The 14,023-nt window shown below is 50.4% G+C and carries 13 protein-coding genes; 7 read left to right on the forward strand and 6 right to left on the reverse strand.

Annotated elements, in window-relative coordinates; translation table 11 throughout:
• The first annotated feature begins 8 nt into the window (after positions 1–8).
• The 5 genes from rpsD (at position 9) to ACJJI4_RS23365 (ending at position 3,287) form a co-directional block, all read left to right on the forward strand.
• Positions 9–629 carry a 30S ribosomal protein S4 gene (gene rpsD, locus ACJJI4_RS23345; RefSeq protein ID WP_108731669.1) on the forward strand — a complete coding sequence of 207 codons (621 nt, stop codon included), beginning with the start codon at positions 9–11 and terminating at the stop codon, positions 627–629.
• A 44-nt stretch (positions 630–673) separates the two neighbouring features.
• On the forward strand, positions 674–1,678 hold the full coding sequence (locus ACJJI4_RS23350) for a DNA-directed RNA polymerase subunit alpha (RefSeq protein WP_282934387.1): 1,005 nt from the start codon (positions 674–676) through the stop codon (positions 1,676–1,678).
• Between the two features lie 123 nt (positions 1,679–1,801).
• The gene (gene rplQ, locus ACJJI4_RS23355) at positions 1,802–2,188 is read left to right on the forward strand and encodes a 50S ribosomal protein L17 (protein ID WP_108731671.1); all 387 of its coding nucleotides are present in this window, start codon (positions 1,802–1,804) and stop codon (positions 2,186–2,188) included.
• Between the two features lie 72 nt (positions 2,189–2,260).
• Positions 2,261–2,518, forward strand: coding sequence for a YeaC family protein (locus ACJJI4_RS23360; protein WP_413664284.1), 258 nt, complete (start codon positions 2,261–2,263; stop codon positions 2,516–2,518).
• A gap of 133 nt (positions 2,519–2,651) precedes the next feature.
• Positions 2,652–3,287: a hypothetical protein gene (locus ACJJI4_RS23365; protein ID WP_282934385.1), complete on the forward strand. Its 636-nt coding sequence runs from the start codon at positions 2,652–2,654 to the stop codon at positions 3,285–3,287.
• Positions 3,288–3,343: 56 nt separating this feature from the next.
• Here the strand turns inward: ACJJI4_RS23365 and ACJJI4_RS23370 are convergent, their stop codons facing one another.
• The 6 genes from ACJJI4_RS23370 to uvrA all read right to left on the reverse strand — a co-directional run bounded on the left by ACJJI4_RS23370 (position 3,344) and on the right by uvrA (position 11,204).
• Positions 3,344–4,798, reverse strand: a complete 1,455-nt coding sequence (locus ACJJI4_RS23370) for a pectin acetylesterase-family hydrolase (RefSeq protein WP_413664286.1) — start codon at positions 4,796–4,798, stop codon at positions 3,344–3,346.
• A gap of 361 nt (positions 4,799–5,159) precedes the next feature.
• Entirely contained in the window at positions 5,160–6,137 is a 978-nt protein-coding gene (locus ACJJI4_RS23375) for a 5-oxoprolinase subunit C family protein (protein ID WP_444926596.1), read from the reverse strand.
• Positions 6,138–6,149: 12 nt separating this feature from the next.
• A complete protein-coding gene (pxpB, locus tag ACJJI4_RS23380; protein WP_444926597.1) occupies positions 6,150–6,878 on the reverse strand; it encodes a 5-oxoprolinase subunit PxpB in 729 nt (242 codons plus the stop codon).
• Complete coding sequence (pxpA, locus tag ACJJI4_RS23385; RefSeq protein WP_444926598.1) at positions 6,875–7,624, reverse strand: 5-oxoprolinase subunit PxpA; 750 nt, start codon at positions 7,622–7,624, stop codon at positions 6,875–6,877. The genes pxpB and pxpA overlap by 4 nt, the downstream gene beginning before the upstream one ends.
• A gap of 66 nt (positions 7,625–7,690) precedes the next feature.
• Positions 7,691–8,290 carry a hypothetical protein gene (locus ACJJI4_RS23390; protein ID WP_444926599.1) on the reverse strand — a complete coding sequence of 200 codons (600 nt, stop codon included), beginning with the start codon at positions 8,288–8,290 and terminating at the stop codon, positions 7,691–7,693.
• A gap of 88 nt (positions 8,291–8,378) precedes the next feature.
• Positions 8,379–11,204, reverse strand: coding sequence for an excinuclease ABC subunit UvrA (gene uvrA, locus ACJJI4_RS23395; RefSeq protein WP_444926600.1), 2,826 nt, complete (start codon positions 11,202–11,204; stop codon positions 8,379–8,381).
• Between the two features lie 159 nt (positions 11,205–11,363).
• Here uvrA and ACJJI4_RS23400 point away from each other — a divergent pair, with 159 nt between their 5' ends.
• Together ACJJI4_RS23400 and ACJJI4_RS23405 are read left to right on the forward strand one after the other, a co-directional pair.
• Positions 11,364–12,770 carry a mannose-1-phosphate guanylyltransferase/mannose-6-phosphate isomerase gene (locus ACJJI4_RS23400; protein WP_444926601.1) on the forward strand — a complete coding sequence of 469 codons (1,407 nt, stop codon included), beginning with the start codon at positions 11,364–11,366 and terminating at the stop codon, positions 12,768–12,770.
• A gap of 90 nt (positions 12,771–12,860) precedes the next feature.
• Positions 12,861–14,012 carry an MFS transporter gene (locus tag ACJJI4_RS23405; protein ID WP_413664292.1) on the forward strand — a complete coding sequence of 384 codons (1,152 nt, stop codon included), beginning with the start codon at positions 12,861–12,863 and terminating at the stop codon, positions 14,010–14,012.
• Positions 14,013–14,023 lie beyond the last annotated feature (11 nt).

Below are 14,023 nucleotides of genomic sequence, written 5' to 3' on the forward strand. Positions count from 1 at the left end.
CTGACGAAATGGCACGTTATATTGGACCAAAATGTAAACTGTCCCGTCGTGAAGGGACTGACCTGCAGCTGAAGAGTGGTGTTCGTCCGCACGACTCCAAGTGTCGCGCAGAATCCAAACCCGGTCAGCACGGCGCTGGTCGCGGTCGTCTGTCCGACTACGGTATTCAGCTGCGTGAAAAGCAAAAAGTTCGTCGTATCTACGGCGTACTGGAAAAGCAGTTCCGTAACTACTATAAGGAAGCAGCACGTCTGAAGGGCGCTACAGGTGAAAACCTGCTGCAACTTCTCGAGCAGCGTCTGGACAACGTGGTTTACCGCATGGGCTTCGGCTCAACTCGCTCTGAAGCGCGTCAGCTGGTTTCCCACAAAGCGATTCTTGTAAACGGCACTACCGTTAACATCCCTTCTTTCCAGGTTAAAGAAGGCGACGTTATCGCTGTACGTGAGAAAGCCAAGAAGCAGCTGCGTATCCAGAATTCCGTTTCCCTCGCTGCCCAGCGTGGCGATGTCGAGTGGGTAGACGTAAACGCGAGCAAACTGGAAGGCACTTTCAAGCGCACTCCGGATCGTGTCGATCTGCCGGCAGAGATCAACGAAAACCTTATCGTGGAACTGTACTCCAAGTAACAATAAGTCCACTTTAAGGAATGCAACTGTAAACAGGTATGGCTATGCAGACTGCTGTCAACGAGTTTTTGACACCGCGTCGTATTGACGTCACCGAGTACAATCCGAATCACGCCAAAGTGATTTTGGAGCCCCTGGAGCGTGGCTTTGGCCACACTCTTGGCAATGCGCTGCGTCGCATCCTGCTGTCCTCCATGCCGGGCTGCGCCGTCACCGAGGTGGAAATCGAAGGTGTCGAGCACGAGTACAGCGCGATCGAAGGTGTGCAGGAAGATGTAATTGAAATCCTGCTCAACCTGAAAGAAATCGCCGTTGTTATGCACGGTAAGGATCAGGCGGTATTGAGCCTGAGCAAAAAGGGCCCAGGTGCGGTGACTGCTGGAGATATCCAGGTAGATCACGACATCGAGATCGTTAATCCTGAGCACGTGATCGCCAATATTACTGGTGATGTCGAGCTCAACCTGCGTCTCACTGTAGCGCGCGGCCGTGGCTACCAGCCCGCCGATGCTCGTCGTGGCGAGGAAGAGGAAAGCCGTGCAATTGGCCGTCTGCAGCTGGATGCTTCATACAGCCCAGTGCGTCGTGTTTCCTACAGCGTGGAAAGCGCGCGTGTAGAGCAGCGCACTGACCTGGATAAGCTGGTTCTGGATCTGGAGACCAACGGTACCCTGGACCCGGAAGAGGCTATTCGTCGCGCCGCCACTATTCTGCAGCAACAGCTCGCAGTATTTGTGGACCTGGAAGGCGAGAAGGATGCACAGCCGAAGGCTGAAGAGCCTGAAGTTGATCCGGTACTACTGCGCCCGGTAGACGACCTGGAGTTGACTGTACGTTCGGCGAACTGTCTGAAGGCAGAGAACATTTACTACATCGGTGATCTGATTCAGCGCACTGAAGTAGAACTGCTGAAGACGCCGAATCTTGGTAAGAAGTCTCTGACTGAAATCAAGGACGTACTGGCTTCCCGTGGTTTGTCCCTGGGTATGCGCCTGGAAAACTGGCCGCCGGCCAGCCTGAAAGGCGACAGCAAGTTAAGCCCCCTGTAAGCATTTGGTAGTCGCGACGGTGTCGTGATTAGTAGAAAGAACCCGAGCGGTGCTACAGCTTAGCGCGACACCGCTCCAGAACGACCTGCTGTGACAGCAACTTAGGTCGTAAGGAATTGAGTCATGCGTCATCGCTATAGTGGCCGTAAATTCAGCCGCACGAGCGCTCACCGCAAGGCCATGTTCAAGAACATGAGCGCCTCTCTGGTGGAGCACGAACTGATCAAAACCACACTGGCCAAAGCCAAAGAACTGCGCCGCGTTGCCGAGCCGCTGATCACTCTGGCTAAGAAAGACAGTGTTGCTAACCGCCGTCTGGCTTTCGCTCGTATCCGTGATAAGGATGCTGTGCGTAAGCTGTTCGACGAGCTGGGTCCTCGTTACGAAGCCCGTCCTGGTGGTTACATCCGTATCATGAAGTGTGGTTTCCGCGCTGGTGATAAGGCGCCGATGGCATACGTTGAGCTGGTAGACCGTCCTCAAGTAGAAGACGAAGCTGCTGAAGCTTAAGCGTTATTAGCCATAGCGCTACGGAAGGCCGGTCTTTGACCGGCCTTTTTTTTGCCATAAGGAGATTTTTGTATGTCTTTTGAGCAACTGTTAAAGAGTTTGAATCCCGAGATTGTGGGCAGCTTAAAGCGGGCCATTGAACTTGGAAAATGGCCTAATGGTGTTGCGCTATCCCCTGAGCAACGCAGCCTCTGCGCAGAAGCGGTTTCCAATTGGGAGTCCGCAAACCTTCCGCGGGAGCAACAGGTAGGCTATGTGGCGCCGAAGACCAAGGATGAGCCCTGTGTAGGAAAAAAAGACGATGAGCAAGCTGTTAACTGGGTTGGCTAGCTAATCAGTCTGTAAGATATTGGCACTTTATTCATTGGTGAGGGCGTTATTTTCTTTCATGCTCTCCCAATTCTCTGCTTAGATAGTTACCGACAGACAAATACATAATTTCTAATTTGCTCGGTAACTAATTATGAAAAAGCTGATTTTGCTTGCCGGAGCAGTAACGCTCGCCGTTGTAGGGGTTGATCACTACGATATTGATGTGCGCTCAAGTGTGGCCAAGGTGCGCCAGATGATAGAGCCGCTAAAAGATGATAGTGAATTAGTAAAGAATATTTCTGACAGCATACCCTGGTCCCAGCTGGAACATGCGGAGGTCGAAGAGTTATTAAATCATCCTCGGGTTCAGGCTTATCTGGACCGTGAGAATGTTAAGCAGGCGCTCAAGGACTACTTTGCAGACCTGGGCAATCTCTCTGGTGAAGAGGCCTGGGATGCAATTGAAAAAATAGAGCGGGAATCGCGTATTACAGGCTATGAAGCGCTTTCAATGAAGTTGGCTTGGCTGGAAAAAAATAGCCTTAACCAGGCAGAGTTCACCCAAAGAGCTGAAGAGCTATTTAATATTTATCGGGATAAAGCCCAAACGGTGATCAGGGATTACGACCCTCATGTCGAGGTTCCGGGCTTTTCCACCTATAAGGATCTTGAGCGCTCGATCGTTGAGGAAGTTCAGCAGATGACGTCCTTTCCCGATGGTATGAGTAGACATGAATACTTACGTAAACGCCTTCAGGACGCCCGTGAGGCGGTATATGGCAGTTAGGCTTTCTATCATTCAGCGCTGCCAGCTAGTTACCGGCAGCGCTGGGGGCATTTTAATTACATAAACAAGCCGATCAGATCATAGAACCAGTTACTATTGTCCTCATAATCTGAAACCTCATCGGTTTCGTATGCCCGAATCATTCCTCCACCGTTATGATTGACGATGTTGTCGAGGAAATCTTTTAATTCAAGCCCGTGCTCGGCAATCTCACCATAGTTTAAATCGATAATGGTTGTGCAGTGGCTCTCGTTCAAGTTGCGGAACATCGGGAAGTAATAGCCCCAGTTACTAGTTTGATCCAGCAGTGGAATCAAATTTTCATGGGTATCTTTCTGCCAGCGCTGTCGCAATTTATTTAAACGGGAGTCTGCATCGGGATCATTATAAATATCCTCATAAAATCTCTCGTAGGAGTACGATGAAAAATTCCCGTCAGCAAGAAAGTGCGTAATACCCAATCGATCTGAGGGGAATTTATTGGAAAGCGCAGCATAAAGTGAGGCTAGCTGATTGGCTTCGAATCCCGGTGTTATGGCTTTTAACATAGTGATGGGATTTTCCGAGCTTTCATCGCTATCGGCGGTATAGGTAGTCCAAGAGCGCAGCACTTCTTTATGTAGCGGTAATGAGGGATATTGGGTGCTGTCACTCCCGTCTAAAGGTGCCTGATAGAGAGGGCCTGAATCATCGAGGAGATAGCCATAATCGACATTCATATCCTCGCGCAATTTTGAATAATTAAACAGGGCACCAATACTGCCTGCACTACAACCCGCAGCGAGCATCTGCTTCGGTTTTTGCAAATTATTTTTCACCCAGGAAGTAACTGCCTGAACGTTGCGTAATCCATTGTGGTGCCAGATAAGGTCGGGGTTCTCGCCAGTAGTGTCCTCGTATATTTCAGTTTTATCGCCTACGTAGATATCCCCAGTGCAGTATGGCACGTAAACCATATTCCACTCGCCAGTTTTATACTGGTCGTAGGGATGATGTGTATAAATCAAAGGGGATACGCCAGCGGTAGTAAGATTCTCGAAATTTGTAAAATCTAACAAGTGCACATTGCTTAGGTAATCATCGGGAATGCCATTGGGGTTGCGAGCCCCGCGAATACCAGCTTGTCCTGAGCAGCTTTCATAGTCCCAGCATGCCCCACCACCCTCGAAATAGAAAATGGTGTTACTGGTATCTGGAACACGGTGAACAAAGAACTTATAGGGTGATCCATTCCCACACATGGCACCTGTACTGGTAGGTACATCAATTTTTTGCCAGGTGTTGTAGTCGCCAGGATCAAAATCATCATTAAAACTGGGATCATCCATAGTTAGTGGATACATCCCCTCAGCTTGCTGCGAGGTGACTGGCGCATCGGCATTGGGTGGATCAAACAAATGCTTTAGGGTAGTCCAGAAGTTGTAATCACCCGGTTCTGCATTTGCATGCGCTGTGATAAGTAGAGAACTCGCTAAGAGTATTGAAATAAAACCGCGGAGAATTTTTATCATTATTAATCCCCTTAAGGTATTGTGTGTTTTCTCTTTGGAATGTGCTTTGTTGATCCTGAAATAATTGTTTGGAGATTTATTTGCTCCCTATAGATAATCAACTTGCACGCTAGTCCAAATCGCTGTTTGGGTAAAACCCAATGAGGTTAGTTAATAATGATGTTTTGGTCTAGAAAGATATGAGGGGAAACTTGCCGGTCACAGAATTTCTGTAATATTTTTTCTTTTTTTGTCCAAAAAAATTCCATTTAAATTTTTAATAAAATTATTTTGTCTATTTTGGCGTAATTTTTATTCTCTACTTTATGCTGTTATTTTTGAGCATTAAATAGTCCTGTATCTGATAATGTTTATGCTTGTATTAAAGGGATAGTGCCTCCCTGTGATTAAGATTTAGACTCTGTTGGAGTTTTTTAATTAGGTCTTGTTTCTTTTTGAAAATTTCACGCGATTCTTCAATGCTTATTTCTTGAAATGTGATTTTGTTTTTTGGGGCTAGCTGACCCAGGCGATGAAGTTCCGATTTTATAATATGGCCTATTCGGGGGTACCCGCCAATAGTCTGTCCCTCAATAAAGGAAATAATAGGATTGGCATCGGGTGGTACTTGAATGCTGCCGGGATAGAGTCCTGCTGATGATAGTTGTGTCTTTCCGTTTGTAATTTTATGAACTGTAGAATTGTTTTTAGTGGATAGACGAATGCCCATACGATTGCTTTGGGTAGAAACCAGATAGGTTGAGCCGTAAAAGTGTTCAATAAATTTCTTGGAAAATAAATTGCTCTCTGGTCCAGCCACTAGCCGTAGCTTTGAATTATGTGAGTAGTGAAGGTGAAACCTTTTATTTAGTACAGATTCTTTTGCGGTGTGGACTTCTTTAAAGTGGATGACTTCGTTAGATGTGATCGGTTTGCCACTATTTGCGCCAAATTTACTTATAACGTGAGTTGCAGAGCTACCTAAGATATTGGGTGCGTCTATCTTGGCAGAAATCGCAAGGTAGGTTCTTGCACCGGAAATAGCTTGAGCCATATCCAAAATATCACCAGGCTTAACCCTATAGGTGCGGAAATTATCAATTGACTCGTTATTTAAGGAACCTCTGAATTGGCCTCCGGCTATAGCGATAGTGAGATTGCAGAGGAATTCGATTCTAGGACCGAGCAGGGTGATCTCAAAGGTTGGGTGCCCTAACGGGTTTCCTAATAACAGGTTGGCTATTTTCATCGATAGTGGGTCGGCAGCACCTCCCCATGGAATTCCACAGTGCATCATGCCTGGACGACCCAGGTCCTGAATACTTGTCTGTAGCCCTGCTCGAAGAAAGTGAATACCCATAGACCCTCCTTTTTAGGGTGAACTACTTTTAGTACTCTGCGAGAGTATATGAAATTGCTGAGAATCTATTGCATAAAACTCAATTTCATCTAAAGGTGCAGCGATAAATGGGGAGGGTTCCGCAGGTTGAAAAAGACTAAGGGGTGTCTGGCCAATAATTTGCCATCCCCCCGGTGTAGCTTGTGGGTAGATGCCTGTTTGTTCTCCACCTATCCCGACAGCGCCTGCGGGAATTCTGGTTCGGGGAGTTTCTTTTCTGGGGCAATATAGCTTTGGGTCAAGTCCGCCAAGGTATAAGAAGCCTGGAGTAAAGCCCAACATATGCACTAAGTAACGTTGTGCGGTATGTCGTTTGATGATTTCCTGTGACGATAATTTGGTATGTTCTGATAATGCCTCAAGGTCTGGAGAAAAGCCTTCTTCGTAGCATACGGGAATACGCACTATACGTGCTCTACTGGTGAAGGGGGTAGGGTTGTTTAGAAAGTCCTCGGTAGTTTTAGTGAGTAATTGGTATAAGGTTTTGTGATCCCATAGGGAAGGATTGAAAATAACAGTTAAGCACTGGTATGCAGGAATGATATCAATGATACCTGGATGCACTTCATTTAATAGAGCCGCTCTCAAACCGATAATTGTCCGGCTAAGAGCTTTGCATGGTTTGCCGGAAAAGCGGATATCTACTGCACAATCTCCGTTAATGGTAATAGCTAGTGGTATATGGGGGGCAGGGTGTGTCACCGAGCTATACTCACGCCGTTTGCATTGAGATGTTGGTAAAGTTGTCTGGCGATAATGGGCGCTTGGGGATTATCGCCGTGGAGGCAGATGGTATCCACAGAGAATTGTAATTTTTCACCATGATAATCGTTAAATTCTAAGCCCTTTGCCAAGCAGATAGCCTGCTCTAAGCACTGTTCTGTCTCAGCAATAACAGCACCCGCCATTGAGCGTGGGGCTAGTTGGTTTTTGCTTAGGTATTGCCTGTCCATAAATCCTTCGCGAATAAATGTTTTATTTTTTTTGGCAGCAGCGAACTGCATGGCAGCGTTGGCTAACCCAATAATTTTCAGTGAAGGATATTCTTTGTCGAGTAGGGTAATAATACTTTTAGCGAGTTCTCTGTTTGACTCCGTATCATTGTAGAGAGCGCCGTGTAGTTTAATATGGTCTAAAGTTGCTCCTAGGCTGCGCGCGATATTTTCTAGTTGGTTTACTTGTGTGCAAAGAGAGTCGAGCAATTTATTTTGAGGAATAACTAGAGATTTGCGGCCAAAATTTTCCCTGTCGGGGTAGCTGGGGTGCGCGCCGATTTTCAAGCCGTTTTTTAGGGCGTTTTCGATTGATCTACCCATGATCTCGGGAGTGCCAGCGTGACCGCCGCAAGCTATATTGCAACGGGAAATAAACGGCATGATTTGGGCGTCCCTGTCACAGCTGTGTAAATCAGCACCTTCACCCAGATCGCAGTTGATATCAATGTTCACTGTGGCATCCTGCCTGTAATATATTTTGAATGGGTTTTAACGCTAAGAATCTGCCTATTAAAGTGGTTAATTGTCAGGGCACTGATTTACTTCCATAGAGATTTTCTTTGAATTTGATTCATAGCAATTTCCCAGTGGAGAACAGAAGCAGGCGGAAATAGAAAGGTTCCACCTCTCTTTATCAACTTTTTCCCACAGTTCAGAAGTCGTAGCACCACGACTTAAAGAATAGAAAGGATACTCAGATTGTGCGGGAATGATAACTTCGTTGATCTCTGATGAGATTTGAAACCCCTCATCAAGGGGAGGGTGATGATTTTTAAGGTTCCTATTATATTTACCCATCATCATTTCATACTCTTTCTGACAGCAGGCTTGTAAAAAAGCATGGGTACTTGAGTAATCTGTATTTTTATATTTGAAGCTAACGGACTTTAGGATGGCAGGTCCGGACCCGGCATTGTGGAAGTTAAAGGTAATTAGGTTCCGATTACTTTCCTCGTCATAGTTCTCATGGCTGAACTGAATAACCGGCATTGTCATTATTTTGACTTGTTGATTGGCAGCTCTGGCTTGCAAGTAGGTGGCATAGAAGGATGCCAGAGAAATCATAATTGCACTTACCGCGATCACTAAATTTAAGCGGTCGCGATTGAATAACTTCATATCTTGTCGCACCTATCTACTGGTTATTTTTAAGTGAGCTGAGTAAGAAAGGATGCCGATCTATAGGTTGGCATCCTTTCTTGTTCAATCAGTTCAGCATGGTTTTAAGAAAACGCCCGGTATGGGAAATGTCCATTTCTGCAACATCCTCAGGTGTCCCCGTGGCAATAATTTGTCCGCCACCAGAGCCACCCTCCGGGCCCAGGTCTACAATCCAGTCTGCAGTTTTGATCACGTCCAGATTGTGTTCGATCACTACGATGGTATTGCCGTGATCGCGCAGGCGATGCAGAACATCCAGCAGTAATTGGATATCGGCAAAGTGCAGGCCGGTAGTCGGTTCGTCGAGGATGTACAGGGTTTGCCCAGTGTCTCGTTTGGATAGCTCGCGGGAGAGTTTTACCCGTTGGGCTTCACCGCCTGAGAGGGTGGTGGCAGCCTGGCCCAGCTTGATATATGAGAGGCCGACATCCATTAGGGTTTGCAACTTCTTCGCGATTGCGGGCACAGGGTCAAAGAATTCCCGTGCATCTTCCACGGTCATTTCCAATACTTCGTGGATATTCTTGCCCTTGTAGTGTACCTCCAGGGTCTCGCGGTTGTAGCGCTTGCCGTGACAGGTATCACAGGGTACATAGACATCCGGCAAAAAGTGCATTTCTACCTTAATCACCCCGTCGCCCTGGCAGGCTTCACAGCGCCCACCCTTGACGTTAAAGCTGAAGCGTCCAGGTTTATAGCCCCGTGAGCGGGCTTCCTGGGTGCCGGCAAACAAGTCGCGAATTGGGGTAAAAATACCGGTATAAGTTGCCGGGTTTGAGCGAGGAGTGCGCCCGATAGGACTCTGATCAATATCCACGCATTTGTCGAAGTGCTCCAGGCCGTGCACCTCTTTATAGGGGGAGGCCTTAAGGGTTGTTGCTTTGTTAAGTGCAGTGGCGGCAAGTGGATAGAGCGTTGTATTAATCAGGGTGGACTTACCAGAGCCCGATACACCGGTTACACAGGTAAATAATCCTACTGGGATTTCCAGATCGACGTCCTGTAAATTATTTCCACTGGCGCCTTCGAGACGCAACAAATAGTCCGGGTCGGGTACGTAGCGCTCTTCCGGTACGGCAATTTTCTTTTTGCCGGAGAGGTACTGACCGGTTAGGGATTTCTTGCATTTGGCAATTTTATCGGCGGTACCCGCTGCCACGACTTCTCCACCATGGACTCCGGCACCGGGGCCAATATCGACGATAAAGTCGGCACTGCGAATGGCATCCTCATCGTGCTCCACCACAATAACCGTGTTGCCGATATCGCGCAGGTGGGTAAGGGTGTTGAGCAGGCGCTCGTTGTCCCGCTGGTGTAGGCCGATAGAGGGCTCGTCGAGAATATACATTACGCCCACGAGGCCGGCGCCGATCTGGCTGGCGAGGCGAATGCGCTGTGCTTCGCCGCCGGAGAGGGTTTCTGCACTGCGGTTTAGGGTCAGGTAATTCAGGCCGACATCGACGAGGAAGCGGAATCGATCGCGCAGCTCTTTGAGAATCTTATCGGCAATCTCTTTCTGGGCGCCTTTAAAAGCCAGCTCATGGTCGAAATACTCGAACGCATCGCCTACAGGCAGCTCAGTAATTTGCGCCAGGGTGCGGTTATCCACAAAGACATGACGGGCCTCGCGGCGCAGGCGGGTACCGTGGCACTCTGGGCATTTTTGTGTACTCAGATACTTGGCTAACTCCTCCCGTACCGATTGGGACTCGGTATCCCGATAGCGGCGTTGGAAGTTGGGGATAATGCCCTCGAAGGTGTGCTGGCGCACGGTGACATCGCCGCGATCATTGACGTAGCTGAAGTCTATCTCTTCGTCGCCACTGCCCTGCAGGATAACCTTGCGGTGGGCTTTGCGTAATTTTTTCCAGGGCTTATCCAGATCGAAACCGTAGTGCTCGGCGAGGGAGTCGAGCATGTGGTAATAGTAAATATTGCGTCTGTCCCAACCGCGAATGGCGCCCTCGGAAATACTGCTTTCCGAATCGATAATTACCTTGTCTTCATCGAAGAACTGTTTGACGCCCAGGCCGTCACAGCTGGGGCAGGCACCCGCGGGGTTGTTGAAGGAGAACAGGCGCGGTTCCAGCTCATCCAGTGAGTAATCACAGACGGGGCAGGCGTGGCGGGCAGAGAAGAGGCGATCTTCCTGGTCTCCATCCATAAAACTGATGGAGGCGATACCGTCGGTGAGATTCAGGGCAGTTTCGAAGGACTCCGCCAAACGCAGTTGCAGGTCCTCGCGCACCTTAAAGCGGTCTACCACCACCTCAATGGTGTGCTTGCGGCGCTTATCCAGCTTGGGGGTGTCGTCCAGGTCACAGATAACTCCGTCGATCCGTGCCCGCACAAATCCGTCCCGGCGCAATTGTTCAAATACGTGCTGGTGCTCACCCTTTCGATCGCGAACTACCGGCGCCAGCAACATAATCTTGCTGCCTTCCGGTAAAGCCAGTACCTGATCCACCATCTGGCTGATCGTCTGGGCTTGCAGGGGTTCGTCGTGCTCGGGGCAGCGGGGTTCTCCAACCCGGGCAAATAGCAGCCGCAGGTAGTCATAGATCTCTGTGATGGTGCCCACAGTGGAGCGGGGGTTGTGTGAGGTGGACTTCTGCTCGATTGAAATAGCCGGTGATAGCCCCTCGACGGTATCCACATCCGGCTTTTCCATCATCGACAGGAATTGACGGGCGTAGGTGGAGAGTGATTCCACGTAGCGGCGCTGCCCCTCTGCGTAGAGGGTGTCAAAGGCCAGGGAAGATTTGCCGGAACCGGACAGGCCGGTGATAACGATCAGTTTATCGCGGGGAATGTCCAGATCGATATTCTTCAGGTTGTGGGTGCGAGCACCCCTTACATAAATCGTGTCCACGCTCTACCTATATGCTGCTAATACTGGGCCGGGCCTCGGACTTGCTCCGCGCGGGGCGATCACAACTGCGGTGCCGGAAAAACAGTCAAGTATAAACTCGCCACCTGATGTGCGAAAATTGTCTTTCGCAATACCCGACATTCAGGCAGATAGCATTCGATGATTCCTGTGATTCTCTGTGGTGGCACCGGCTCGCGCCTGTGGCCACTCTCTCGCGAGGCCTACCCTAAACAATTCCTACCCCTTATCGGTGGTGAAACGATGTTACAGGCAACCGTAAGGCGCCTGGAGGGCATTGAGCCATTACAGGCGCCGATGCTGGTATGCAACGAAGAGCATCGTTTTGCCGCCGCCGAGCAATTGCAGGAAATCGGCCACGGAGCCCAGTCCATTTTACTGGAGCCCTGCGCGCGCAATACTGCACCGGCTATTGCCCTGGCTGCCCTGGCAGCACTGGAGTCAGGAGCTGACCCTTTACTGCTGGTATTACCGGCAGACCACGCCGTTTCCGACGAGGCAAATTTTCAGGAGTCTGTAGAGTCGGCCCGAGCCCTGGCTGAGCAGGGGCATCTGGTCACCTTTGGTATTGTGCCGACCCGGGCGGAGACCGGCTACGGCTACATTCGGCGCGGGGATAAATTGGCGGAAACTGCTTGGAAAGTGGCGGAGTTCGTCGAAAAGCCGGACACTGAAACCGCTGAATCTTACCTGGCATCCGGGGATTACTCCTGGAACAGTGGCATGTTCCTGTTCCGCGCCTCCCGCTATCTGGAGGAGTTGGAGCGGTACCGTGCAGATATTCTCGCAGCTTGCCGCAGTGCCTATCAGAGTGCTGCTAGGGACCTGGATTTTACCCGGGTGGATAGAGAGGCTTTTGCAGCCTGCGCGGATGAGTCTGTAGATTATGCAGTGATGGAGCCGACTGAATCCGCTGCGGTTGTGCCGATGGATGCTGGTTGGAGCGATGTGGGCTCCTGGCAGGGGCTGTGGGAGTTGGCAAAACGCGATGCCAATGACAATTTGCTCCAGGGTGATGTGTTGCTAGAAGACTCCCAGCGCTGCCTGGTGCGTGGTGAGAGCCGGTTGGTCAGCCTTCTCGGTGTATCCGACCTGGTGGTTGTCGATACTGACGATGCGCTTCTGATCGCTGACCGGCAACGGGTCCAGGAAGTCAAAAAACTGGTCAGTAACCTCAAGAGCACTGGCCGCAGTGAGGCCCAAAGGCACCGCAAGGTATATAGGCCCTGGGGCTACTACGACTCGATTGATGCGGGTCCACGCTTTCAAGTGAAGCGTATTGTGGTGAAGCCGGGTCAGCAGCTATCCCTGCAGATGCATCACCACCGCGCTGAACACTGGGTTGTGGTGCAGGGAACTGCGAAGGTTACCCGGGGTGAAGAAGAGGTCCTGATCACCGAGAACCAATCGACTTATATCCCCCTGGGGGTGGTTCACCGTTTGGAGAATCCCGGTACGATTCCCTTGGAGCTGATCGAGGTGCAATCCGGCAGTTATCTCGGGGAGGATGACATTGTCCGCCTCGATGATGAGTACGGTCGTAACTAGTTGTGGATAAAAGTTGTGCTGTTTCCCCTACAGCCGGGAGGCGGCTCACTGTACAATGCGCGCCCTATTTGATGCTGTTCCGGGATTTGCATGAATTCCATTGAGCGCCGCGCCCTGGGTGGGCTGGCTTCCCTGTATGTCTTTCGTATGCTGGGCCTGTTTATGGTCCTGCCGGTTCTCACTGTGTACGGCGAGGGCTATCGCGATAGCACGCCCATGCTGCTGGGGCTGGCAATGGGTGCCTATGGCCTGAGTCAGGCGATACTCCAAATTCCTCTGGGGCTCCTGTCCGATCGCTGGGGGCGCAAGCCGGTTATTTATACCGGCCTTGCACTGTTTGCTCTGGGCAGTGTCATCGCTGCACTGACGGATTCGGTTTACGGCCTTATTGTGGGGCGGGTACTGCAGGGTTGTGGTGCCATTGCCGCGGCTGTGATGGCGCTGGTCGCCGACTTAACCCGCGATGAAAAGCGCGGTATTGCGATGGCGATTATCGGAGCGTCTATTGGCGTCGCATTTATGCTGGCGGTGATCCTAGGGCCGGCGCTGGCCGGTGTGGGCGGCTTGCCGGCAATTTTCTGGGTCACTGCTGGATTAGCACTGCTGGGTGGATTATTGGTTTGGCGCCTGGTGCCGACTCCGGAGGCGGCTCGGCGGCCCGCGGTTTATGGCAGTGGTTTTCGTTCGGTAGTTAAAAGTGGTCTTGTTTGGCGCTTGGTTTCTGGGGCCTTTTTCTCCCACTTGTTGCTCACGGCATTGTTCGTCGCCTTGCCATTGGTGCTAGTCGATAGATTGGATTGGCCCGCGAGCGAACACTGGAAACTGTATGGGCCACTAATGCTCGGCACCTTCCTGGTGATGTTGCCAATGATGAGGGCGGCAGAGAAAAGTGATCGGGTGCCTTTCGCGCTTAATTTTGCTTGTTTAGCTTTGATCGGTGGCAGTGCGGCCTTGTTGTCTGCAAGCACCTGGGTGCTGGTAGTCTTACTGGCAGTGTTCTTCACCGGTTTCAACCTGCTTGAAGCCCTGTTGCCAGCGCAGCTAACGAGGAAGGCTCCGGCGGAAGCGAGAGGTGCAGCTACGGGGCTCTATGCGACTTTACAGTTCTTTGGCACCTTTGTCGGCGGTAGCCTCGGTGGCCTGCTGTTCGGTCTGGGGGGCGCTTCCGCAGTTGCTGCTCTGGGTTTGGCGGTGCTGCTGCTATGGATGTTGCTGTGGTGGGGGTTGCGCGAGAGAGCGTGAAGGTAGCACTT

The sequence above is a fragment of the Microbulbifer maximicatervae (SeqCode) genome (assembly GCF_052467305.1).